This is a genomic window from Allobacillus halotolerans (genome assembly GCF_018967645.1).
Taxonomy (GTDB): domain Bacteria; phylum Bacillota; class Bacilli; order Bacillales; family Alkalibacillaceae; genus Allobacillus; species Allobacillus halotolerans.
Window position 1 is genome coordinate 63,186 of the sequence record NZ_JAHLZF010000013.1, and the last position, 24,246, is coordinate 87,431.

Annotated in this window: 25 protein-coding genes, 2 pseudogenes and 1 other annotated feature; of the genes and pseudogenes, 18 read left to right on the plus strand and 9 right to left on the minus strand. The window is 37.5% G+C overall.

Annotation, left to right across the window (positions count from 1 at the left end):
* Positions 1–60 precede the first annotated feature (60 nt).
* The 9 genes from KQ486_RS09685 to KQ486_RS09720 all read left to right on the plus strand — a co-directional run bounded on the left by KQ486_RS09685 (position 61) and on the right by KQ486_RS09720 (position 3,693).
* On the plus strand, positions 61–306 hold the full coding sequence (locus tag KQ486_RS09685; protein ID WP_144163097.1) for a hypothetical protein: 246 nt from the start codon (positions 61–63) through the stop codon (positions 304–306).
* A 145-nt stretch (positions 307–451) separates the two neighbouring features.
* The gene (locus tag KQ486_RS09690; protein WP_186278624.1) at positions 452–613 is read left to right on the plus strand and encodes a hypothetical protein; all 162 of its coding nucleotides are present in this window, start codon (positions 452–454) and stop codon (positions 611–613) included.
* On the plus strand, positions 606–920 hold the full coding sequence (locus KQ486_RS09695) for a type II toxin-antitoxin system PemK/MazF family toxin (RefSeq protein WP_144163099.1): 315 nt from the start codon (positions 606–608) through the stop codon (positions 918–920). Before KQ486_RS09690 ends, KQ486_RS09695 begins: the two co-directional genes overlap by 8 nt.
* A 145-nt stretch (positions 921–1,065) precedes the next feature.
* Complete coding sequence (locus KQ486_RS09700) at positions 1,066–1,452, plus strand: hypothetical protein (RefSeq protein WP_144163101.1); 387 nt, start codon at positions 1,066–1,068, stop codon at positions 1,450–1,452.
* 147 nt (positions 1,453–1,599) lie between these two features.
* Complete coding sequence (locus tag KQ486_RS14375; RefSeq protein ID WP_246569275.1) at positions 1,600–1,806, plus strand: SRPBCC family protein; 207 nt, start codon at positions 1,600–1,602, stop codon at positions 1,804–1,806.
* Complete coding sequence (locus KQ486_RS14380; protein ID WP_246569276.1) at positions 1,803–2,057, plus strand: SRPBCC family protein; 255 nt, start codon at positions 1,803–1,805, stop codon at positions 2,055–2,057. The genes KQ486_RS14375 and KQ486_RS14380 overlap by 4 nt, the downstream gene beginning before the upstream one ends.
* Before the next feature lie 64 nt (positions 2,058–2,121).
* Positions 2,122–2,502, plus strand: a complete 381-nt coding sequence (locus KQ486_RS09710) for a nuclear transport factor 2 family protein (protein WP_216687493.1) — start codon at positions 2,122–2,124, stop codon at positions 2,500–2,502.
* A gap of 23 nt (positions 2,503–2,525) precedes the next feature.
* The gene (locus KQ486_RS09715; protein ID WP_144163105.1) at positions 2,526–2,963 is read left to right on the plus strand and encodes a VOC family protein; all 438 of its coding nucleotides are present in this window, start codon (positions 2,526–2,528) and stop codon (positions 2,961–2,963) included.
* A gap of 382 nt (positions 2,964–3,345) precedes the next feature.
* The gene (locus KQ486_RS09720; RefSeq protein WP_216687494.1) at positions 3,346–3,693 is read left to right on the plus strand and encodes a type II toxin-antitoxin system RelE/ParE family toxin; all 348 of its coding nucleotides are present in this window, start codon (positions 3,346–3,348) and stop codon (positions 3,691–3,693) included.
* Positions 3,694–3,889: 196 nt separating this feature from the next.
* On the opposite strand, the gene KQ486_RS09725 is transcribed toward KQ486_RS09720, so the two are convergent.
* Both KQ486_RS09725 and KQ486_RS14385 read right to left on the minus strand, forming a co-directional pair.
* Positions 3,890–4,417, minus strand: a complete 528-nt coding sequence (locus KQ486_RS09725; protein ID WP_144163109.1) for an MFS transporter — start codon at positions 4,415–4,417, stop codon at positions 3,890–3,892.
* Positions 4,417–4,512 (minus strand): annotated as a pseudogene (locus tag KQ486_RS14385) (oxidoreductase); the annotation flags it as partial. The gene KQ486_RS09725 and the pseudogene KQ486_RS14385, both read right to left, overlap by 1 nt.
* 125 nt (positions 4,513–4,637) lie before the next feature.
* Here KQ486_RS14385 and KQ486_RS09730 point away from each other — a divergent pair.
* On the plus strand, positions 4,638–5,378 hold the full coding sequence (locus KQ486_RS09730) for a pirin family protein (protein ID WP_186278625.1): 741 nt from the start codon (positions 4,638–4,640) through the stop codon (positions 5,376–5,378).
* On the opposite strand, the gene KQ486_RS09735 is transcribed toward KQ486_RS09730, so the two are convergent.
* The 4 genes and pseudogenes from KQ486_RS09735 to KQ486_RS14660 form a co-directional block, all read right to left on the minus strand.
* Complete coding sequence (locus tag KQ486_RS09735; RefSeq protein WP_216687495.1) at positions 5,356–5,679, minus strand: MFS transporter; 324 nt, start codon at positions 5,677–5,679, stop codon at positions 5,356–5,358. The genes KQ486_RS09730 and KQ486_RS09735 overlap by 23 nt on opposite strands.
* On the minus strand, positions 5,615–6,085 hold the full coding sequence (locus KQ486_RS09740) for an MFS transporter (RefSeq protein WP_216687496.1): 471 nt from the start codon (positions 6,083–6,085) through the stop codon (positions 5,615–5,617). The genes KQ486_RS09735 and KQ486_RS09740 overlap by 65 nt, the downstream gene beginning before the upstream one ends.
* A 76-nt stretch (positions 6,086–6,161) precedes the next feature.
* The gene (locus KQ486_RS09745) at positions 6,162–9,467 is read right to left on the minus strand and encodes a PDDEXK-like endonuclease domain-containing protein (RefSeq protein ID WP_246569277.1); all 3,306 of its coding nucleotides are present in this window, start codon (positions 9,465–9,467) and stop codon (positions 6,162–6,164) included.
* Positions 9,468–9,488: 21 nt separating this feature from the next.
* Positions 9,489–9,944, minus strand: a pseudogene (locus tag KQ486_RS14660) (DUF4011 domain-containing protein); the annotation flags it as partial.
* Between the two features lie 190 nt (positions 9,945–10,134).
* Between KQ486_RS14660 and KQ486_RS09750 the strand changes: the two are divergent.
* From KQ486_RS09750 to KQ486_RS09760, 3 genes are read left to right on the plus strand one after another with little or no spacing between them, the layout of a single operon-like run.
* Positions 10,135–11,619, plus strand: coding sequence for a type I restriction-modification system subunit M (locus KQ486_RS09750; RefSeq protein WP_216687498.1), 1,485 nt, complete (start codon positions 10,135–10,137; stop codon positions 11,617–11,619).
* Positions 11,612–12,892, plus strand: coding sequence for a restriction endonuclease subunit S (locus tag KQ486_RS09755; protein ID WP_216687499.1), 1,281 nt, complete (start codon positions 11,612–11,614; stop codon positions 12,890–12,892). The genes KQ486_RS09750 and KQ486_RS09755 overlap by 8 nt, the downstream gene beginning before the upstream one ends.
* Positions 12,889–15,825: a type I restriction endonuclease subunit R gene (locus tag KQ486_RS09760; RefSeq protein WP_216687500.1), complete on the plus strand. Its 2,937-nt coding sequence runs from the start codon at positions 12,889–12,891 to the stop codon at positions 15,823–15,825. The genes KQ486_RS09755 and KQ486_RS09760 overlap by 4 nt, the downstream gene beginning before the upstream one ends.
* A gap of 26 nt (positions 15,826–15,851) precedes the next feature.
* On the opposite strand, the gene KQ486_RS09765 is transcribed toward KQ486_RS09760, so the two are convergent.
* On the minus strand, positions 15,852–16,622 hold the full coding sequence (locus KQ486_RS09765; RefSeq protein WP_216687501.1) for a M48 family metallopeptidase: 771 nt from the start codon (positions 16,620–16,622) through the stop codon (positions 15,852–15,854).
* 606 nt (positions 16,623–17,228) lie between these two features.
* Between KQ486_RS09765 and KQ486_RS09770 the strand changes: the two genes are divergently transcribed.
* The 4 genes from KQ486_RS09770 to KQ486_RS09785 all read left to right on the plus strand — a co-directional run bounded on the left by KQ486_RS09770 (position 17,229) and on the right by KQ486_RS09785 (position 20,456).
* Positions 17,229–18,413 carry a DUF4145 domain-containing protein gene (locus KQ486_RS09770; RefSeq protein ID WP_212367906.1) on the plus strand — a complete coding sequence of 395 codons (1,185 nt, stop codon included), beginning with the start codon at positions 17,229–17,231 and terminating at the stop codon, positions 18,411–18,413.
* A gap of 831 nt (positions 18,414–19,244) precedes the next feature.
* Entirely contained in the window at positions 19,245–19,646 is a 402-nt protein-coding gene (locus tag KQ486_RS09775; protein ID WP_216687502.1) for a hotdog domain-containing protein, read from the plus strand.
* Positions 19,646–19,975, plus strand: a complete 330-nt coding sequence (locus KQ486_RS09780) for a VOC family protein (protein ID WP_216687503.1) — start codon at positions 19,646–19,648, stop codon at positions 19,973–19,975. The genes KQ486_RS09775 and KQ486_RS09780 overlap by 1 nt, the downstream gene beginning before the upstream one ends.
* 319 nt (positions 19,976–20,294) lie before the next feature.
* Complete coding sequence (locus KQ486_RS09785) at positions 20,295–20,456, plus strand: hypothetical protein (RefSeq protein WP_186278628.1); 162 nt, start codon at positions 20,295–20,297, stop codon at positions 20,454–20,456.
* Between the two features lie 141 nt (positions 20,457–20,597).
* Here the strand turns inward: KQ486_RS09785 and brnQ are convergent, their stop codons facing one another.
* Positions 20,598–21,938: a branched-chain amino acid transport system II carrier protein gene (gene brnQ / locus KQ486_RS09790; RefSeq protein ID WP_216687504.1), complete on the minus strand. Its 1,341-nt coding sequence runs from the start codon at positions 21,936–21,938 to the stop codon at positions 20,598–20,600.
* A 176-nt stretch (positions 21,939–22,114) separates the two neighbouring features.
* Positions 22,115–22,365, minus strand: a binding site (T-box leader).
* A gap of 191 nt (positions 22,366–22,556) precedes the next feature.
* Here brnQ and KQ486_RS09795 point away from each other — a divergent pair.
* On the plus strand, positions 22,557–23,885 hold the full coding sequence (locus KQ486_RS09795) for an MATE family efflux transporter (protein ID WP_216687505.1): 1,329 nt from the start codon (positions 22,557–22,559) through the stop codon (positions 23,883–23,885).
* 35 nt (positions 23,886–23,920) lie between these two features.
* Here the strand turns inward: KQ486_RS09795 and KQ486_RS09800 are convergent.
* Positions 23,921–24,246 (minus strand): hypothetical protein (locus KQ486_RS09800; protein ID WP_216687506.1); only part of this gene is annotated, 326 nt, incomplete at its 5' end.

Genomic DNA, 24,246 nt, shown 5'->3' on the forward strand with positions numbered 1-24,246 from the left:
TTGTCTTGTTGAAGGACTAATCAATTCAAAATCAACAAAATCATGAATGAGGTGAATCAATTGGTACCTATTTCAATGAAAGAATACTTAAGAAAAGTAGAAGGATCAAAAGCAAAAAAAGCAGAGGTAAAAGCTAGTATTCAAGCAGCTGTTAAGGACAAAAAGAAAGGTGTAACATGCATTATATGCGACCAACCCATTTGGGCGATTGGAGCAGGTACGATGGATCAAAACATGTGTTTTACTTGTATGACAGGTGAAGCAGATAGTCCGGAAGATTATGAAATAGATACAGTTTGTCCATAGGAAGTGTTTAAAATAAACTAAAAATAGATTCTTTTGCCAAAAGTTTTCCTTAATTAGTGATAAAATAAATTTATCAAGAAAAACCTTTTACAAAAAATAACTTATAATAAAATACATCACAAAAATTATTAAGAGGTGGTTTCACATGACTGCTGATGAGGTTATGAGAGAAATTGAAAGCATGGAGAACGCTGAGCGTATAAAATTGCTGAACAAACTATTTGATCAATACTTCGATAATAGACCTCCTAAAGAACAAATTATCAAAGAAAAAGATGAGTCTTTTTGGGGAAAAGATGATGAATAGGAAAGGAAAACGAGGAGAATTATGGATTGTCGAAGTCAATGGAAAAAGAAGACCAGTGGTAATTGTGACCAACGATCAGGTAGTAGCTGAGTTAGACCACGTAATTGCAACGGTAACAAGTAAATCTCCTAGAAATAACTATGATGTCGTCATAAAATATTGGGAAAAAGCTGGATTAGCTAAACCTTCTGTTGTAAGGTGCACCAAACTAAACACACTTCACTTCGAAGAGCTGTTATTTAAAATTGGAAAGTTAGAGAATAGTGATTTAGAAAATGTTTTATCCACTATTAGAAATTATTTTTAATAACTGTAAAGTAGCTCGTATTCCATTTATGGGTTGCGGGCTTATTTTTTTAACCTACAGATAAATAAAGGTAATTTTCCCTCTATTGTCGTATAAGTTAGGTATATATAATAAATTGTTTAGAAAACGACAAAGAGGGTGCGAGATGAAAATACTCATACGAGTTTCAGAGATTCTGTTAGGAATTATCTTTTTAGGAGCCGGCTTGAACGGATATGTTGTTTTGTTTGGATATGAAGAGATCATTCCAACCAGCCCTGCTGCCATGGAGTTTTTCAACGAACCGTATTTGCTGGCAATGGAGAAAGGTGTCGAAATCATCGCTGGATTCATGCTTCTCATTCGTAGGTTTGTCCCATTGGCGATCATTCTATTAGCAAGCCTTGTTGCAAACATACTGGCTTTTCATATTTTCGTTGATTCGGAGTTATTACCACTCGCCATTGTCGTTACTTTATTAGAAGGTGTTTTAGTATGGGGTTATTGGGAGCACTTCAGGGGACTGTTCGCTAGCAAGCCTACAATAAGATGATTCTACAAAACTTGAAAACCGTCCAACCGGGTTACTAGCTCAGCAGGACGGTTTTATAATCCCTACTCAAGTACCAATACCCAAACTATTATGATGACTAAGATAAGATGAAAACATATTGAAGTGAGGAAAGAGGGAGGAAACGGATTGAGTATACAATTTGAGGTGGATCGAACCATTCAAGCACCGAAAGAGGACGTTTTTGCTGGATTACTTGATTTAAAATCTGCAGAACAATGGATGCAGGGACTTGTTCGGATTGAACGATTGGATGAAGGTCCAATGCATGAAGGCAGTGCATGGTTGGAAACGAGGAAAATGTTCGGTACAGAAGCGACGGAGCATTTTAAGTGAAGAATTTGAACGAACCCGATAAAATCGTTCTCTATTGTGATGGCTCAAAAGGAACAACCGGTAAAGGTGAGTATATTTATACCTATTTACTAACTGAAACCGGCGATAAAACGGAAGTGAAATTGCATGGAGAAATCAAGGGGCTCACTGGATTCGCGAAGCTACTTGGTAAGTTAATGTCGGGGACATTTAAGAAAGCTACCGCAAAAGACATGGATGCGTTGAAGAATTACTTGGAGAACAGATCATAAGACAAGGTAGAGCGCATATGTGATTGAAACAATCGATTAATTAAAAGATAAAAGGATGTTTTGTATGAATAATATGGAATCAAATAAGGAGCAAGCGGTCTCTTTCTTGAAGCTTGTATCATCTGGATTAGTTGAGGAAGCCTATTCAAAGTATGTCAGTCCAGAATTTCGACATCATAATCCATATTTCCCGGGCAATATTGAGGCGTTGAAAGAGGGAATGGAAGATAGTGCGGTAAAGAGTCCTGATAAAATTCTTCAGGTACACCAGGCAATTGAAGAAAATAATCTTGTGATGGTTCACTCACACATCAAACAATCACCTGAAGACATTGGATCGGCAGTCGTTCATATCTTTCGTTTTGAAAAAGAACAGATTGTAGAGTTGTGGGATGTGGGACAAGCTGTGCCAGAAGACTCACAGAACGAAAATGGCATGTTTTAATCTTTACAAAGGAGCGGATACACATGAAAAATGTTGAAATTGACTTCGTTGTTACGGAAAGTAGAAAGGCACTTGAGCTATATGAAAAAATCTTTGATGTAGAGCGAATCGAGGTAACCGATCTTCCAAAAGGAGAAAATGAAGTCATTTTTTCAATCTACGGCGTTCACTTTCATATGTTAGATGAGAACCCAGACTTTCATCTGAACGCCCCAAAACCAGGAGACCCCAAATCCACTTGGTTCAATATTACCGTCGAAGATATTAAGGAAACGTATGAAAAAGCAATGAATGCTGGTTGCGTAGAGATTCAGCCAGTCACGGAACTCCCTGATTACGGCGTTTCGAATGCCATGTTTGCGGATTCCTTCGGTTATATTTGGATGCTTCATCAAGTGCACCGGGAAGTGAGCTTGGATGAACGAGTGCGGTTGTGGGAAGAGAAAAAAGGTGATAAGTAAGAGAAAAAATAACAGGAACTATTGGGGTTAATATCCAAATGTTCTTGAGCCTTTTTTGGGGTTATCCTTTCAAACATATGATAAAATTATAGATAAGTTAACCAAAAATTCATACATGTTGGGGTGAGAACCTTGAGGCCACTCAGTGATGCGACAAAGAAGGAGCTTACAAAGGCATTAAATAATGAGGATTCTGCTATGTTCATTTCGGATGGAAAATTGGTTTCATTAGAAGTACACGAAAATACATCAAAATATCCCCAAATGGATAGCTTAACACATATAATTGAAAGCTATCCGGAGCTAAAAGAGTCACTTAATCGTTACAAAAATCAAACGAACATGAAGCGTTATACCGCTAAAGAGTTAAAGGAATACCGACATGACAAAAGATAGCGAAAAATTTACTGTCTATTTTACTGAGGAGTTCAGCAGTAGCTTAGATAGAATACAAGCATTCTTTCTAGAACAGGGAGAAGAAGTTCTTCTATGGTGGTTTTCTATGGAAGATGTCATTATTAAAGACATCGATGAACTTCTCTCTTCTTTTCCCTACTCCGGGAAAAAAGTTGGAGTAGGTCCTTTTGAAGGATTGCGCTGTATTACATATGGAAGAAGCAGACATCGAATGTTAAATTATATAATTTTTTACGAAGTGGATGATGTTCTTAAGGAGATTAATGTTATCAATATCTTACCTGCTCGTTCCAAAAGAAGCCGTATAAGATAAATTTGTTTTGTACTTAGTGCGAGCCCATCTTTACAGATTAATGAATCACAACGCTGGTAAGGTTGTTTCATTTAATCATTAACGGTTTTAGTGTCAATCCAAATAGAAACGAACTAGTTGGATGAGAGTTTAGATAATCTAAAGGTTCTTAGCAAAGGTTTTTCGTAATACGGACTAACCTATTTGTATATCTTAGTTAGTTTTGCTTTTTATAACGCAGTCTGATGCCCTTAATATCATGATCAAACAAAGGGATCATCCCCCAAAGAATGTTCCAGATTCCGGCAAATAGATAAATAAACATGATGTCTGTTACGTCCGCTAGATAACCTCCTAAAATAGCCAATGGTGGCATCAATATCGAAGCAAATGCCGCTGTCGTTGTGAAAACCCTCCCACGATATTCGTCCTCGACCAACAAAATGATTAACGAGCTGAACAATATATTTACCACAATACTTCCTGAAGTTAATAGTAAAAAGAACAACAACGCCACATAGAATTGACTCGTCAACCCCATGCCTATAAACCCAATACCGCCAGCTACCAAGCAAAGGAAAAAGGTCATATTTATTCGGTACCGATGAACCAATTTTTCCGCAAACAATCCAATCAAAATCCCTGCTCCAGCCCCAACTGAATTCAAGAGGCCAAAATGAACAGGTCCGACACCATATTGATCATTGACAAGTACAACTAACAGCGAACCAGCAACGGTTGACATGGGGCACCGATCAAACCAGCGCCGGATGCTGTATTGACAATGCTTCCTTGTCCCTGTTTTTTCATGACTGGAACGACATATTTCAAGCCATAGAAAGATAAATTAGTTAAAAATAATAATTCGATTAATTTACAATATTCTGATGTAAAATGAAGCCAATTTTCAGACGAATGCGCCTGAATCCTTTACAATGATAATAGATCCAAAAAGGGGGAGTACCATGCTGCATAAATTAACGGAAGATCAATATACTGAACCATTCAAAAAGCCCGTTTCCATAACGAGAGTTCCACCGGGGAAAATTATAGACCGAGAAGCGGAAGATGCCGCACTTGGATCACTAGCTTTTATTGACCATGCTGTCTTGCAAAAAGGGATTACCATCAAAATGCATGAACATGTGAACGATGAAATCTTAAGCTATGTGTGGAAAGGGACGATGTATCACAAAGATTCGGTTGGCTATGAAGTGCCAATTACGCCAGGAAATTTAATGATGATGAATGCCGGTGAGAGTTTCTGGCATGAAGAAAAGGTCAAAGAAGGCGAAGTGGACATGCTTCAAATTTTTGTTCGGCCAAGGGAAACGGATATGGAGCCAGAGATCCAATTTCATCAAAAACCCGAAAGAAACGATGATTGGTATCTCATGGTTGGCCCAGAAAATAGCGAAGCACCGATGTTTGTTCGTAACCAGGTGTACATCTATGACATTCACCTGAAAGCAGGAGATCAAGTCAAGGCTCCGCAAATTAAAGGTTATCAGCCATTTTTATATGTCATGGATGGATCAATCGAAGTCGGCGACCAAACCCTACAACGAAGAGAAGCAGTGACAGACTCAGATGAGAAGTTGCCAACGATTTATGTGGAGAAGGATGCTAGTTTGGTATTGTTTCTGACGGATTTGGATACTGAAATGTCGATGGCTGGGACGATTAGTGGGGTGAAATCTGAATAGAGTTGGATATTTCAATCTCTTCTTGCAGTAGGGAAGAATCAAATGTAGGTTCTTTTACTACTGTTAGTCTCCACATCAAAAGTATGCTAATGAATCCCATGACAGAAATCATAGACGTCATGACAATAGCAGGGAGCCATGTGCTGATGATTAACAAGATGCCAGCTGTACTCACGCCCAAAATCGCAGCAATATTATAGATGGCCATATAGGAGCTTCGTTTATTATCTGGAATACTATTTGCGAGCATCGTTTGAATGATCGGCGCATACATAATTTCGCCAACGGAGGCAATCAACATCGCTCCTAAAACGACCCATGGAATTGTTTGATAACTGATGATTACATAGCCAATAAAAAAAGAGTGCTAATCCAGTCATTAATACGAATTTCTCATGATAATGGCTGACCATCCAAGCGATCACTAGCGTGCATGAAACCACGATCAGAGTATTGACCGTTTTCAGCATCCCAATTAAATTAACACCGTCTACTTCAAAAGAAAAGTAGGGTAGAAGTGGTGTGGGATCACTGATTTCATTGTCCATTCGTACTCCAATATAGTTGGTCAGTTGTTCCTCGACAGATACAAGTGAAAAACCAGCAATCGTCAAAATTAAAAAGAAACGGTTTGATACGACAGTTCGAAATGCTTTTGTCAGATGTCCGGACGGCTTTTGTTTGGTTATTGAAACTGTGTCGACCATTATCTCAGGCTACAATATTAGTAATGTAAAAATCAACACCAGAATGATTGACTTTCATTCTGGTGTTGATAAAAATTTATTTTAATTTTGTAGGAGCTTGTGATTTAGAGAGTGTTTTGATAGTTTGGTCAATCCGTTCAATTTCTGCTTGTGGATCATTCCACCAGTTTCTGCTCCAAATTCTTTCTATTGTCCAACCTTTCGATTCCAAGTATCTTTGTCGATAAATATCTCGCTCTCTTGCAGATGGAGCACTGTGATACATTGCACCATCACATTCAATTCCTAATACGTATTTACTTGAGTCATTGGGATCAACTACTGCCAAGTCGATTCGATAACCAGACATACCAATTTGTGTATTAACTTGATAACCTATGTTTCTTAGTTGATCATAAACTTGCTCTTCAAATGGTGAATCAAAATGTAGAGCAGTTTGCTGAGTCTTTGTATTTGTTTCTGTATTAATTTCTGAAATGACATATTCAATTTTTTCTTTATTCAGGTTGGAGACTTCATAAGCATATTTTAAATAATGCTTCAATAATTTTGGTCCTAAGTTTTTGGTATTGGTTACATCTAACTCATTTGGATTTATACTTGAAACGATGTGTATAGCTTCCTTGGCTCGAGTGACAGCAACATTCAGCCGATTTTCGCCGCCTTGTTGTCCTAGCGTTCCAAAGCGATTATACACTCGACCCTCAGCATTTTTTGCATAAGCAATTGAAAAAATGATAATATCTCGCTCATCACCTTGAACGTTTTCAATGTTTTTTACAAAAATTCGCTCATCCAAATCTCGACTCATCACCTCTTCGTAAATAACGCCAAATTCAGGATCATCTTCTGCATACTTATCAATTACATCCTCAATCGCTTCTTGTTGTTTCGCATTGAATGTGATGATTCCAATAGTTTTCTTATGGTCCTGAATTAATAGTTGTTTTAAAAGCTTTACAACATCTTCAGCTTCCACTGTATTTCTTTGATTAATCCAACGCCCGTCCGATGAATGCCACTGTATCGCAGCAGGATTCTGTAAGTGGTTCACATTTGGCGCGATTTGCATTGAGCCGTTGTAAAATGCGTGATTAGAGAAGTTAATTAGCTCTTCTGATTTAGAACGATAATGCCACTCTAACATTTGGTTTGGCAGAATCCGTTTCGCTAAGTTTAATAGACTCTCTGATTCTTCAAATTCATCCAACTCATCTTCATCCAGTTCATCATCAATATCAACAGTGCTCTTAAATAAGTTAGTTGGAGGAAGTTGTTGTTCATCACCTGCTACAACGACTTTGTGGCCTCTATATATTGCCGGGATTCCATTTTCAACGGTACATTGGGAAGCTTCATCAAAAATTACCAGATCAAAGAGGTTTTCTTCCAATGGAAAAATAGCTGATGAGACTTCAGGTGATACAAGCCAAACAGGCATGATATCGAGTAGTCCATCTAAAGAAAACTCATTGACAAATTTTCTGACTTTCCATAGCTTTCTTTTCTTGTTTGTTTGATGACTCATATCTTTAAATGCCTTAACGTTCTGCCTTCTAACTTTCTCGATTTTTTGATTCAATTCATTTTGCAACAGTTTAATCGTAATATTTTTCTTTTCTTTTAAAAGAATTTCTAGTTTATTTTGAAGTTGCTGAAAGGAGCCATTGCCAATTTTAACTAACTCAGGGTGTTTAGCTTCGATTTCGTCAATCCAATGAATGTAAATCGATTGCTTCGTAATATCTACCCAAGCCTTTTGTAATGAATGTGCTTTGGGAACCTTTTCAATCAGCGCATTAATAATAAACTGAACGTGTTTTTCTCTGGATTGATAAAATTGATCCATTTCTCGCAGTTTATCAAAGTATTCCTTGATATAATCTAATCTCTTTTGAAAATCTATTAAAGGTATATCTCCTTTAGAGATTCTTTTTTCAAATCTTTTAATTGATTCATCTTGAAAATACTTACTCAAATTTTGCATTTCTTCAAGTAATTCACTGCTTCCCTGAGATAGTTCATATAAAAAAGATAAATTTTCTCTTAATTTTGGCCATTCTTTTGAGTTTAAACCTCTAAATTTATCTCCATCTAACAAATCTTCAATAATTGTCTTTCCAGTGAAGCTTGTCCATAACCAAAGTCTTAGCTTTTGAAGCGTTCTTTGTTCATTTGTATTTAAATCATCATAGATTTTTTCAACTTTCTTATCAATGCTCAGGCTATACGCTGGAGTTATTTCTTCGTCTTCAAAGTGATCTAAATAATTGGTAATTTCTTTAGAGTGATCGATTGATTTCTGGAGAGTTTCAATTAAGGCCATTCGGTCAGCTAAGGTTGTTTCGTGAAAAGGCTTTCTATCACTGACGGGATTATTATTGCCATCGAATGTTTCAAAATAATTGGCATAAGTTGCTACACTAGCTAAGATGTCGTCAATATTGCTCTTGTTGATGGATTTTAGAATGCTTTTCACATCGATGATTGTTTCTTGATCTTTATATGGTTTGCTAAATCCGTAAAGATCGTACGCTCGATAGCCGTGTTCCTGAGGTGTGAAAATTGCCTTAGTCACCTGATTCATTTCATCTTCTGTTCGAATAATTTGATCAGATAGACTTTCATGTTCATAATAAATGTCTTCTAACTGATTACTTTGATTCAAGTTGCTGTTGATCTTGCTGTATAAGCTTTTTCGATCATTTTTTTCATCATGTAACAGGGCCACATGGTTGGATAATTGTAATGAATCCAATCTTTCATAGACTACATCCAAGGCAGCCCGCTTTTGTGTGACAAGCATTACCCTTTCGCCTTTGGCCATTGCATTAGCAATCATATTAACTATGACCTGTGATTTTCCCGTGCCAGGGGGTCCATGAACGACCAATCCATCTTGTTCCTCCAAGATATCGATAATTTTCTCTTGGGATGCGTCGGTATCCAATACCAAAAACTTTAATTTTTCATGATTAACCCGTTCTATAAAAGGTTTATCGCTGGGTAGTTGGTCTGAGTTGAAATCTGTAGTCATCGCCTGTAAATTTAAAAAATCACTGACTTTTCCAAGGTCCTGATCTTCCTCAACCAAATCAATAAATTCATTGTAATCTTTTAATATTGCTGAATCTCCTTGAGGGAAATGACCTATGACTGCTTGGTTATTAAGACGGAAACTATTTCGATTGAATACTGGAATCTCATCTCGTTTATAATCTTCAATCTGCTCCAAATATTCTGTACGATTATCCGATATATTGAAATGATACCCCTGTAAAAATTCTAGTATTCCCTCAGGGTTATCTTCTTGAGCTAGTTCTTCCACTTGATCAAAAAAATCATCTGGAAAATAAATTTCATTAAGTTTTTGAAAAGCCAAGAAGAACGTTCTATTTACCTGTGGTTGTTGATCGTTAACAGGTAAGGCATCCCATTGAATATCTGCCTTTTTGACTCGCTTTAATTCAACAGGGTATAGAAAGAGTGGAGCTCTTATATAGGTTCCATCTGCCAAACATCCTTCGATGAAAGGGTAGCCCAAGTACAATTCATATAATCCAGTTTCTTCTTCAATTGATTTAATATTACGATACAGACTAGTTAGTTTTTTGGATTGTTGCATCGATACATCATCACTTGAACGAGCTGTGACGATTGTCTGACCTTGGTTAGAACGTAATTTTTCTAAAATTTCTAGTGGGTCTTGAGCATTTTTATGTAATTCGGACAAGTCAAACGTCCACTTATTATATTTTTTTAACAGACGGATCGAACGGTTGCTTTTACTGATATTATTTAATTTGTCACGTAATGAGACTAACTTTTTCTTCACATAAACCACCCTTAAGAAGAACATTAATTACCAAATATTATACATGAAATAGAACTACAAAAAAATACAATTGCTGAGCAAGTTTGACACCACTATCTATTTTATCAAGTAAATGTCTTAACCTATAGGAAATGAAGTAATCGATTCTATCTAATATGTACAAATTTTGTTATATTTATATGTAAGTAGGGGTTAAATTTGAGGAGGAAATAGAATGTCAAAACTGACGTTACAACAATTAGAATCCCACCTATGGGAATCGGCTAACATATTAAGAGGATCGATTGATTCTTCAGATTATAAGAATTACATATTTGGATTGTTATTTTTAAAGCGGTTGAGTGATGTTTTCGTAGAACGCGCGAAAATGATTGAACATGAAGAAGGCGACGACTACGCTTGGTACGATCGTGATGAACACCAATTCTTTGTACCCGAACGAGCGCGTTGGGAGCATATTCAGGTGCAAACACACGACATCGGTAACACAATTAATAAAGCGTTTGAAGCATTAGAAGAAGAGAACCCTTCTTTGGACGGTGTCTTAGCTAGTATAGATTTTAATGATAAAGACAAATTACCTGATAAATTATTGATGCAATTGATTCAGCACTTTTCTTCCATTGATTTAAGTAATGGGAACTTGTCTGAACCTGATATGCTAGGACGAGCATATGAGTACTTGATTAAACAGTTTGCGGATGATGCAGGTAAAAAAGGTGGCGAATTCTATACACCTTCTAAAGTTGTTGAATTAATTGTTAATCTAATTAAACCTGAGGAAGGTATGCGAGTGTGCGATCCAACGGTTGGCTCTGGCGGTATGTTAGTTCAATCCGTAGATTACATAAAATCGCAAGGTGGAAATCCTAGAAACCTTACGCTGCATGGCCAAGAGCGTAACCTAGGTACTTGGTCAATTTGTAAGATGAACTTACTTTTACATGGGCTAAGTGACCACCAAATTGAACGTGGAGATACGATTCGTGAGCCAAAACTTTTAGGTGATGATAAAGAGTTATTGCTATATGACCGGGTCATTGCCAATCCACCTTTTTCATTGAAAAATTGGGGACGTGAAGAAGCAGAAGCTGATGAATACGGGCGTTTTCGTTTTGGTATTCCGCCTAAAAACGCCGGGGATTATGCATTTGTTCAACATATGGTTTCTACCCTGAATCATCAAGGAAAAGCTGGAGTCGTTATGCCGCATGGTGTGCTATTTCGAGGCGGAGCAGAAGGTAAAATACGAGAAGGTCTACTGAAAGAGGATCTAGTAGAAGCGATTATTGGTCTACCTTCTAATTTATTCTATGGTACAGGTATTCCTGCTTGTATCTTAGTGTTAAATCGTAAAAAAGCTGATGAACATAAAGATAAAGTATTTATCTTAGACGGTTCAAAAGATTACCAAGAAGGAAAAAATCAAAACGTATTAAGAGATGAAGATATAGAAAAAATCGTCCAAGCCTATAATCAATGGGAAGACCAGGAGAAATATTGTCGAGTAGTTGACTTAGAAGAAATTGAAGAAAATGACTACAACCTAAACATCGCCCGATACATTGATACAACTGAAGAGGAAGAAGAGATTGACGTTCAAGCAGCATTAAATGATTTGAAAAAGCTAGAGCAAGAACGTGATAAGATAGAGAGTAAGATGTATGGGTATTTGAAGGAGTTGGGTTTTAATGAGTGATTTGTTTCCGAATAATTGGCAAGTTAGTAATTTGAATGACTTGGGTCAAAGTTATTCAGGCTTAAAAAGCAAATCGAAAAAAGATTTTGAAGAAAATGGTAATGCATCATTTGTAACTTATAGAAATATTAATAGAAACTACTTTGTAGATAAATTAGATTTAGCGCCAGTCCACGTTCAGTCAACTGAAAACCAAAATGTTGTAAAAAAAGGTGATGTTTTATTTACCGGCTCATCAGAGACTCCTGACGAAGTAGCAATTAGTAGTGTTATGGCTATTGAAATTGATAATTTGTACTTAAACAGCTTTTGCTTTGGTTACAGGTTTAATGATGTTAGTACAACATTACCAGATTTTTATGCGTATTATTTTAGAGGGGATAACTTCCGAAAAACTGTACTTCCTTTAGCGCAGGGTTCAACAAGATATAATATTTCAAAGAATGAATTACTCAAAGTTGAAGTTCCAATACCGTCTAAAACAGAACAAATAAAAATCGCAGCAATCCTCTCCTCCGTCGATGAAGCGATTGAAAAAACAGAACAAATCATCGAACAAACAGAAACGGTGAAAAAGGGACTGCTTAAGCAGTTGTTGACTAAGGGACTGAATCATAAAAAATTTAAAGATTCTCCTATTGGATCAATACCGAATGAATGGAGTACCACACAACTAAAGAATATTAGCTTCAAAATCACGGATGGTACGCATAAGACACCAAAATATACTGAATCAGGCATACCATTCTTAAGAGTTACAGATCTAAAAAACCAAAAAATTGATTTTAAAAATACTAAATATATTTCAGAAGAAGAACATAAAGAGTTAACTAAAAGATGTTATCCCGAAAAAGGCGATATTTTACTATCTAAAAATGGGACTATTGGTTTGACGAAGGTAATTGATTGGGATCAGGAATTTAGTATTTTCGTTAGTTTAGCATTAATAAAATTAAAACAGGATATTGTGTTGCCTAAGTTTATAGAATACTTTTTACAATCAGAAGTAGTTTGGCAACAATTACGCAGAAGGTCAAAACAGGGAACTGTAACCAATTTGCACTTAGTTGAAATCAAAGAACTCATTTGTGGAGTTCCTTCAATAGATGAGCAAGAGAAAATAATCAATAAAGTGAATAGTATAGAACGAAAAATTGAAAATGAGAAAGACAAATTAATAAAGCTTAAGGATCTAAAAAAAGGCCTTATGCAACAACTTCTAACAGGAAAAGTCCGAGTACCATTTGATGAGAAGGAGGAAGTTCCATCATGAGTGAAGTCCAAGCTTGGAACGAAGAGACGTTAGTTGAAAATCGAATGATTGATCAACTGAAGAAGCTTGGCTACACGTATGTCAATGGAGCGACTCTTGATCTTGAACGGACGTCGCAAAATGAAGTTGTGCTTAAAGAGCGTTTAATAAATTCTGTTAAGAGACTTAATCCATGGATTAGCGAAAACAACTTAAATAAGGTTGTTCGCAAAATTACACACATGGAAGCTACTAGTTTGATGGAAGCTAATCAAGAATTCCATGAAATCCTGATCAATAAGTTATCTGTTCAACAAGATTTAGGAAGCGGAAGGAAGAGTCAGACGGTTCAGTTGATCGATTTTGATAACATCGATGAAAATGAATTTATTATTACCCGTCAATTGAGCTATACGAATGCGAATGAAACGATTCGTCCGGATATTATGCTTTATGTCAATGGTCTTCCGTTAGTTGTGATTGAGTGTAAAAGTCCGACTCTCCCTCCAGATGAACAAATCGGCCAAGGGGTTAAGCAGCTGAAACGGTACCAAATCGTTAATGAAAATTTGTTTTATTACAATCAGTTTATGGTCTCAACGAGTAATGATCGAGCCAAGGTGGGAACGATTGGTGCCAGTGTCCAACATTATTCCACGTGGAGAGAACCTTACCCATTAACGGTTGATGAGATTGGTTCAAACGCCACACCTCAAGATGTTCTGACCCAAGGTATTTTGGACAGGGAGAGACTGTTTGATATCATTCTAAATTTCATCGTCTATGAACCGGAAGATGGTCGTGTGATTAAGAAAATGGCACGATATCAACAATATCGAGCGGTGAATAAAGCGGTAGAACGAATCTTAACGGGTGAACACCCACAAGCTCGAGGAGGGGTTGTTTGGGCAACACAAGGTTCAGGAAAATCTTTATCAATGGTCTTTTTATCGATGAAATTAAGGCGACTAAAAGAACTAGAGAATCCTACAATCGTCGTCGTAACTGACCGTCAAGATTTAGACCGTCAAATTACGAACACATTTAAACGTTGTGGTTTCCCGAATCCGAAACAAGCTGAGTCCGTTGAGGAGTTAAAAAGTCTTCTCCAACAAGGCCCTGGAACAACGGTGATGACCTTGGTTCAAAAGTTCCAAACGGATGAAGGGGAAGAGTATCCATTATTGACGGACTCAGAGAATGTGATTGTTTTGGTCGATGAGTCGCACCGTTCCCAATATAGTTCACTGGCGATGAACATGCGGACAGGGTTACCGAATGCGACGTACATTGGTTTTACTGGAACACCAATCGATAAAGAAGATAAAAGTACCGTGCGAACATTTGGTACATACATCGATAAGTATCCAATCGAAAAAGCCGTTGAAGATGGGGCAACAGTACCTATTTTTTATGAAGCTCGGTTGATTGACTTGCATGTGCAAGGTGAGACGATCGATGAGTTGTTTGATCGCTTTTTCCGTAATTACTCGGATGAAGATCGAGAACGGATTAAACAGAAGTATGTGACCGAAGAAGCGTTGACTTCATCACCGAAGCGGATAAGAGAAGTCGTTTTAGATATTGTCGAACACTACGAGGAGCATATTGAACCGAATGGATTTAAAGCACAAATCGTTACAGTTTCCCGTGAGGCGGCTGTTGCATATAAAGAGCTGCTGGATGAATTAAGTGATTATGAATCGGCCGTGATTATCTCCAGTGGTCATAATGACTCCGAGCGAATGAAACAATATGGACTTTCTCAAACAGAAGAGAAAGAAGTTATTCAGCGATTCAAAAAGCCATTACATGAGGACCCGCTCGCTTTCTTAATTGTGTGTGATAAATTGCTGACAGGATTTGATGCTCCTGTGGAACAAGTCATGTATTTGGACAAGCCGCTAAAAGAACATAATCTCTTACAGGCAATTGCGAGAACGAACAGAACCTATGATAAAAAGTCTTATGGTTTAATTGTGGATTACTATGGTGTCTCTCGTTTCTTGGAAGAAGCTTTAGGAATCTTTCATGAAGAAGATATTAAGGGAGCGATGCATCATGTCGACGAAGAAATCCCTAGATTAGAGAGCCGCCACCGAAAAGCAATGCGATTTTTTGATCACGTAGACAAAAAAGATTCTGATGCCTGTCTGAAAGTGCTTGAACCTGAAGATATTCGGAATTCATTTGATATGGCATTTAAAAAGTTCTCGGAAAGTATGGATATGATCATGCCGAGTCCTAAAGCCCAGCCGTATTTAGAGGATTTAAAGTGGTTAGGGAAGATTCGAAAACTTGCGAAGTCACGATATCATATCGACGAAGGAATGGATATTTCCGACTGTGGGGGGAAGGTTCGTCAATTAATCGAAGAATATATTTACGCATCTGAGCCAGAGATTTTATTTGAGCCGGTTAATATTCTGACAAGCAGATTCGATGAAAAACTAGATGAGATTAAAACACCAGAGGCGAAAGCTGCCGAAATGGAACATGCTATCAAGCATGAGATTCGAATCAAGTTAGATGAGAACCCAGTGAAATATACTTCACTGAAAGAGCGATTGGAAGAACTTATCGAGCAACGGAAATCACGCCAGCTAACGATTGAAGAATTGTTAGAAGAATATCAGGCAATCCGGCAAGAAATGATCAGCATGGAAGAAGAAAGCCAATCAATTGGACTTAAAGACCCACGACAGTTGCCATTCTATCAAACGTTGGAACATTATGTACCTGGGTCTGAACATGAAAGTATAAAAGACTTAACTGAAATCATCACTGAAATCATACAAGAAAATGCAGTTATAGATTGGACAGAAAAAGAAGATGTGAAGCGCGAAATGCGAAAGAAAGTCAAGCGACAACTACGCGCGAGCTCCATACCCAATCACATAGTTGAAAACGTCGCTAGAGAACTATTGGATTTAGGAGAAGTCCACTATAAATAACTTTATGTATGAAGAAGAGACATGACTTAAACTGAGTAAGTCATGTCTCTATTATTTTGTCCTTCTTTTAAACCGACACAATGCAACTCCACGCCATGCACTCTTAACCATTCTTTAGCTTCTTCATAATGAGGTAACGTTGCTTTAACTAATCGCCAAAACTTTTCATTGTGCTCAGGAATTTTTAAATGAACGAGTTCATGAACAACCACATAATCAATCACCCAAATAGGAGCCATCGTGATTCGCCAATTAATATAAATATCACCAATCGGTGTACATGTTCCCCAGCGTTTATGTTGCGTCCTCAACTGAAGTGAATTTGGTTCCACACCGAGAATGTCTTGATAGTAATCAGCACGTTCTAGAATCTTTTTGTGACCGTGTAGTCTATACCATTGGATTAATTTCTGTTCAAGGGTATGTTGAATTTGATCTTGATTCCATTGTTCTGGAACCCTCGCAATAAACCGCCCTTGTTTAAACTGAAAGTCGGCTCTTTGGACAGGTTGCTTCAAAACTTTCAAACGATAATTTCGTCCCAAGTATGGCAGCTTTTCACCACTGACGTACTCTTTCGGTTGAACGGACGTTTTTACTTCATTAAGTTCTTGGAGTTTTTGAGTAACCCAAGGCGCTTTTTTGTAAAGAATTTCAGTAAGTTGATCGTCACTTATATCCTTTGGAGTATATACCTCAACACCATTGACTAGTGTGACAGATACTTTGATATCTTTTCTATTTTGTTTGTAATGACAGTAGTGAATAGTTGTAGTTCCGTATTTTAGACTAGGCATTTATTAATCTACCTTCTTTCTATACTTATCTTAAACTGAATTAAAGTAAGCGGCAAATGTTATTGATTCCAGTGTAATTAATTAAGTCAGAAAAATAAGAAATTTGAATGAATATGTCAAATCAACTACTAATATATGGTATAATTTATGTAAATATATATTTAATTTTAATGGTTTTTGGGGGTGTTTCTTCAGTGATGGATAGAACTGATAGCTTTTCGGGTGCCATTACCAATAAAGTAGAGAAAACTTCATAAATAGTGAATTTGATTCTTATACATATTGTAATAACTACGTTTATAGCAATCGAATTGCTATAAACAGTGATTATAGAATCTGTAGATGGTGGAATCCAGCGATTGAAAATCAGGCGACGGATCGTGTCTATCGTATAGGTCAAGAAAAGGAAGTCTATGTATACTACCCGATTGCTTCAGCTGATGGCAATGGAACATCTGTTGAAGAAGTATTACATAATCTCTTGGTAGAGAAAAAGAAATTGGCAGAACACGTTATCGTACCAAGTAAAGAAGAAGACTTTAAACGAGAAGTTTTAGCAAAGATAGGTTTATCAAATTAATTGATAAGGATTGGAGGTAGATTTTTGTGGAGAATTATTTCTATGATTTCTTAAATCAAATTTCTGAAGAATTTACACGAACGCTAAGAGAATTGGAGAATGCCATTTATAATAGTCCGCGATCGATGTTAACACATAGCCGGACATTTATTGAGACGCTTCTCGAAAAAGTGATGATCCATGAAAATATGGAGAATGAACCTTATTTAACGATAATTGAGAGAATACAAGATTTAGATGAGAGTGGCTTATTAACAGACGAAGTGAAAAACTCACTACACGAAGTCAGGAAATTGGGGAATAAAGCAGCACATGATACACGACAATTTAGGTTTTCTGAATCATTAACTGCATGGGAACATATCTATATCATCGTAAAATGGTTTGTTGAAGTTTATGGCTCTCATGATATTGAGGTTCCAGAGTATGTGGATCCGGTAATGAGAAGAGATCACTCTTATGACTTAGAAGAGATGAATTTTCGCTTTCAAAAGATTGAGGAGCTGTTAAAGCAAGCGGTCCAAAACGAACAGCCAAAACAGGTATCAGTTGATTCGCATAATCTGAATGCAAAGAGTACAAATGATGCCGATAGTGAAACAGGAGGTCCTGTTGAGAAACAAGAAGTATCTCTTTCTGAAACCATGGATAAAGCGCCGGGTTTAATTCCTATAAGAACAATTTCTTATGGGAATGATGGCGTTGAGGTTCCTTATTTTCTTAGAGATACCTTCTTGTTGCCACAGAGATTTGAAAACTCAGAACGTTTCTTGGTCCGCTTAGGCGGTGTGGAAGAAGCAAGAATTATGAGCGAACTGCCTGAAAGACTAGATGGATTCCACAACCGAATCGTTCGTTATAATGAAACTCATTCAGAAGTATTTTTCTCAGAGTTAAAAAACTTCATAAATGAAGAAATTAGAAGAAGAAAACTAATGCAAAATCGACCAGGAGAATTGTTCTTATTCTACAAGTCAGAAGAAATAGTCGTAACAGAGGAACTAGGGAAGATTGAGATTAACAAAGAAAACTTTACAGGTATGCCAGGATTAATTGATCAACTCAATGAAGATGGGATTAAATTCGTGCGTGACTTACCGAAGGAACTTGTTATTCTGGGTAAGTATAAAGGCGTAGGAACAAGTAGAGTAGAAAGTTTCTTTAATCAATTAAAGGAGAAACAAGTCTCCAAAATAGAAGAACTGGTTTAATTACGAGGTAGGGAGAAAATCCCTGCCTCTTTCCTTATTGAAGTTAATACCCAAAACACTTAAACAAAAATAACCAGTTGTTATAAGAACATTTGTTCCTTGTTAGTTGAATTAATGCTATAATATTTATACCCCCTAGCAACCCTGGTTGTTATCGAGAAGAAGATTCTTTCTTCTGGAAAGGGGGTGTGTAGATATGGAAGTGTTGGTGTTTGTTACTGCGGTGATCAACTTTGTAGTCGCAGCCATAGAGCTGTCGATTGCAATACGTCACTCTAGTAACAATAAAAGAGACTCCCGCTCGGCAAAGCGAAAGTCTCAGTAACCCAACCGGGAAGGGAGAAATCCCTTCCCACTCCATATTCTACTCTTATTATAACTGCCTTATTCGAAAAAAACAAGACATACGGTATTGGGCAATATTTGATTGCAATCCGACTCTAGTAACGAAAACGAGACCCCCGCTCTACCAAGCGAAAGTCTCGCTACCACCCGGGAAGGGAGAAATCCCTTCCCACCCATATCTTACTCTTATTATAGCTTCCTTTTCGAATAAAACAAGAAATGAGGTTGGAAATATGCTTTGGACAGCATTTGTTCTTTCCATTCTTGCTCTGATTATGTCAACGATTGCATTACTTCTAATGAAGAAACTATGAACTTACCACCTTGCTTTTTGAATTGACCTTCCCATATTCAACTGTATGAATGATTCATCCTTCTCAGATACTCACAGAATAGATTCCTATTATTGAATAAAGTTTTTCGGGTGACTATGTATGATTGTCGTGTAAACGAATGAGCATTCAATCAGGATAAGGAGGAACTCCAGTGAATATAACAGTAGGGGATAAAATCAAATTTAAGCGAACTTTTACAGAAGCGGATGTAGAGTTATTTACGAAAGTTTCAATGGATGAAGGTGATCACCATACGACACCGGATGAACTTGGTCGACTTGTTGTTCAAGGATTGCTTACGGCTACGCTGCCGACAAAAGTCGGTGGGGATTACAATGTGCTTGCTAGGACAATGAATTTCGAATTTTTGAGACCTGTTTTTACAGATGACACGGTTGAGTGCGTCGTAACAATCGAGGAGCTTGAAAGAAGAGATGAAAAGCGGATATCGATTATGGCGTCATTTATTTGCACGAATCAAAAAGGTAAGCAAGTGCTAACCGGGAATTTTGCCGGGATTATTCTACAAGATGAAGAGGAGGTGGGAGATTAATGGAGAAAACAATACCGATCAAAAATCAAATGAATGGAATCTTTGTTCATGTAACTGATTTGAAGCGTTCAGCGCAATGGTATTCTGATTTGGTCGGCTTGTCGATCGATTTGGACCAGGTAAAATCCCCTGTATTTAATTTACCAGTGACCGGGACGACTTCGCTAACGTTGGATGACCACACATTTGACCCGAATTTCAAGCATCAAGTGACACCGAATCCGTTGTTTAATTTGTTTGCACCGAATATTGATGCTGCGTATCAATATGTTCGCGATAAAGATATTCCAGTCGTGCGAGAGATTGAGTGGGTCGGTAAAACAGCGTAGTTTAATATTGAAGATCCTGATGGAAATGTGATCATGATTTGTAATTGTTAGTTTTTCTGCAAACTCCATTTCAGACAAGGATAATTCCTTGTCTTTTTTAGTTTAAAAACGCTCGCAAAGCCATTTTTAGAAAGTGTTAGAAAATTCATTCTTTTCCGCTTTAATTAGTTGATAAATCGAGAGTAAACGATTAAATGTGTCCAAAAATAAAAAGATTTAAAAGTATATGTTTAACTATTTACTCAAACGTTTATATTTGGTAGTATATCCTTGTAAACAAAGAAATTTGAAGATTTTTAAGAAAGGAAGGGTGTTCGTTATGAATTTATCACTAGTAATTATCACTTTAGTCGTATTAGCGACTTTTATGATTATGGCTGCGGTTACAGATGCTGTTCAACATTTCCAGAACAGAAAAAACCGTCATATGATCGACCCACAGATTTCCAACCAAATGGATATGGAAGTTGGTCATAGATAATGAAACCACTTTAATAACAAGATGCGTAGACAAAGAATAAAACGCATCTTGTTTTTTTATGTAAAAAAACTACACTAAGTTATAAAAAATGATCGACGCCAATAAATAAAAAACCGGACGAACAGCTCGCCCGGAGTAGTATTATGAAGCTCTTTCAATTTGAGGATTTTCTTTTCTAACTTTGTTGTGACTGAATTGATCCCACAAGAATCCGAGTAAACCACCGACGAATGCGGGTACAACCCACCCTAAATCGAGTGATGCAAAAGGTAATACACTCATGAATGATGATAATGCTTCTACATGAAATCCAAGCATTTCAAGTCCGTTATAAATGCTGACGAATCCAGTGAACGCCATTGTACCTCGGTAAACTCCTCTCGAACCGCCAAAAAATCGGTCGATAAATGGTAATGTGACAAGGACGATTGTTAATGGATACAACATGACGAGGAATGGAATCGTCACTTCGATAATTTGATTCAGTCCGAGATTCGCAATTAGGAAACTAGCAAGTGTTACGAGAAAAACAACTCCACGGTAGCTCAGCTTCTCCGATAATTTTGAAATGTATTGACCACAAGCAATCGTCAAACCAACACACGTTGTAAAGCAAGCTAATGTAAAAATGAATCCGAGTAATATTTTTCCGTTATTACCTAACAAAAGAGTGACAGCGGTAGATAATACTTCCGATCCATTATCAAATGTTTCTTGACCTGCTACTTGAGTTCCCATAAATCCAATGCCGGTATAGACTAGTGCAAGTGCTGTACCAGCGATTAGTGCAGCTTTCACTGTATAGCTTCTTAACTGTTTATGTTCGGTAACTCCTTTTTGTTTGATTGCCGTTAAAATAACAATTCCGAATGCCATTGCCGCTAATGCATCCATCGTCGCATATCCATCAATGACTCCTTTGAAAAACGATGCCGTTTGATAGGTTTCATTCGGTGCTTCAAATGATTTATCCAACCGGAAAAAACCGATTAAAAATAATGTCACAATTGATATTAGCAATGTTGGTGTGATGACTTTCCCCATTAAATCCACAACTTTAGATGGATACAAACTCAATAAGAAAACGAAGAAAAAGAATAATGCTGTAAATCCGAGTAACAGCAATGATTGGCTAAAGGAGCTTCCTGCCATAAGCGGGTTAAAGCCCATCTCAAATGCGACGTTTGCGTTACGTGGTACGCCAAAGAATGGTCCAATCGACAAATAAATCAATAAGGTAAAAACAGCACCAAACCAAGGATGAACTCTGCTGCCAAGTTCATTCGCACCATTTTTAACCAATGCGATGGCAGATACGACTAGCAGAGGCAAGCCGACTCCTGTTACGATGAACCCAATCATTGCCGGCCAAAAGGAAGTGCCAGCCCCACTACCAAGAAATGGTGGAAAAATTAAATTTCCAGCCCCAAAAAACATTGAAAATAACATAAGTCCTACAAAAAACGTTTCTCTCTTTTTCATTCCACTCGCTCCTTTTCTGATGTTGTTTAAAAATACTTCCATGCCTAAGTGCGTTTCGTTTGATGATCGATGTACTACGGAGTAGGTAGAATTGATTGGAATGCTTTTTTCATTAATGCTTGAATAAAGAAGGAAAGCAATTCAATCTGAAGGAACAAAAAAAGCTCGTCCCTATAAATAGGGACGAGCTTATACTCGCGTTACCACCCAAATTCCACAATCATTATAATTGTGGCACTCGATCAACGTACTATCATACGCGTCCTATTGTAACGGCAGGAATTCCGGCAAATGCTTACTAAATGATGATTTCAGCATTGCATCTCAGAGATGATTTTCACTTGATCCGCTGACGTCCGCTTTCACCAATTGCGGACTCTCTGTAGTCTTTAGATTAACAAGCTACTATTCTCTTCATCGATTTTTGTTTTTAAACTTTTAAATAATTGATTAAATTCATTATATTGCTTTTAAATAAAATATCAAGTGTTTTATTGATTTTATTTTTAAATTTTAATTTTGGATGAATTTTCTTCTTAAGTTGTGTGAGCTAGTCTATGTGAATGTTGTATACTATGATGGTGAAAAGATTGGATACATAAGAAAGGAATATTTCAATTGAAAGAGGATTTAACGACAGGTTCGATCTATCGGAAGTTGTATATATTTGCATTGCCGCTTGTATTTACGAATCTACTACAAATGTCGATGCAGTTGACGGATAGTTTATGGGTTGGGAATCTACTTGGAAGTACGGCATTCGGAGCGATCACTATCGGTTTAACGGTCATGTCAATTGTCCTGGCATTTGTTTTAGGAAGCAACAATGCCATACTGACAATTTTCGCTCAATTAAGTGGAAAAAACGACCCGAAAGAAATTAAATCTTATTTAAGTTCTTCGGTTATTTTGTTAATGGGTCTTACGTTCATTGTTGCACTCGTTGGTTCGTTCGTGGTTGATCCGTTACTAGGATGGTTAAATACACCCGATTCGATTAAACCGATTGCTAAAGAATATTTACTCATTAACTTTTTCGGGATGTTTTTTCTTGTTGGCTATAACTTCGTCGCAACAGTACTTCGTGCATTCGGTGATAGCAAAACACCGCTTTATTTTATTTTGGTCGGGGCATTGTTGAATGTTGTCCTCGATCCCATTTTCATTAAAGTGTTAAACCTTGGTTTGGCTGGTGTGGCTTATGCGACGGTGATTGTATATATCGTTATTTTTCTCGTCAGCTTGTATTATGTAGGTCGAAAATATCAGACATTTAAGTTTCGATTTCAAAAGCCTCGTTGGGTGGAAGTGCGGACGATTTTACAATTAAGTATACCGTCAATTACCCAAATGATTGTCATTCATGCGGGATCGAATGTCATTTTATCGATTGTGAACAGTTTTGGTGAATCGACGGTTGCTGGGTTCGGTGCGGCTCAACGGTTGAATCAACTGATTCTACTGCCAGCATCGGCTCTCGGAACAGCAGTCAATACGATGGCTGCTCAAAACATAGGGGCAAAACAATGGAATCGTGTTTTCAAAACGACAAAAGTTGGGTTGATCTATAATGCGATTTTGATGGCTCTCGTCACGATCACCTTTTACATTTGGGCAGAGCCGCTTGTCCGTTTGTTTATTCAAGAGGAGGCTAGTGTCGCTTTCGGTACGTTATATGTTAAAACAATCGCATTCTTCTATCTATTTATCGGATTAAATTTTATTTTGAATGGTGTCGTCCGCGGTTCAGGAGCAATGTTCCAAGTGTTGATGTTAAACATTATATCCCTATGGGTATTACGTGTTCCATTAACTTATTTCTTTTCATCCATTTATGGACAAATTGGGATCCCACTTGGAATGGGTTCGAGCTTCTTTCTTAGCTGTCTATTCTCAATTGCTTATTACAAATGGGGAAATTGGCGGGAAAAGGAATTGTTCCGCTAGTTTGGTGAAGGCCGTTCGGATAGAATAACATCTCACTAATAAAAAGGTGAGATGTTTTTCCGTTTATCACTCTTTATAAAAATCAATTCAATTCCTTTGACCAACTCTGATCTGATTGACGCCTTCACCAAATTAGCTTTCACAAACGAACTCATTATAACTGATTGTGGCGTTGAGGGCTGGCGAGCCAACCGATTAGCACGTGCAACCGCCCGACAAGCGCGAGCAACCGCCCGACAAGCGTGTGGAACCGCCCAACAAGCGTGTGGAGCCGCCCGACAAGCGCGTGGAACCGCCCGACAAACGCGTGCAGCCGCCCGACAAGCGCGTGGAACCGCCCGACAAGCGCGTGGAACCGCCC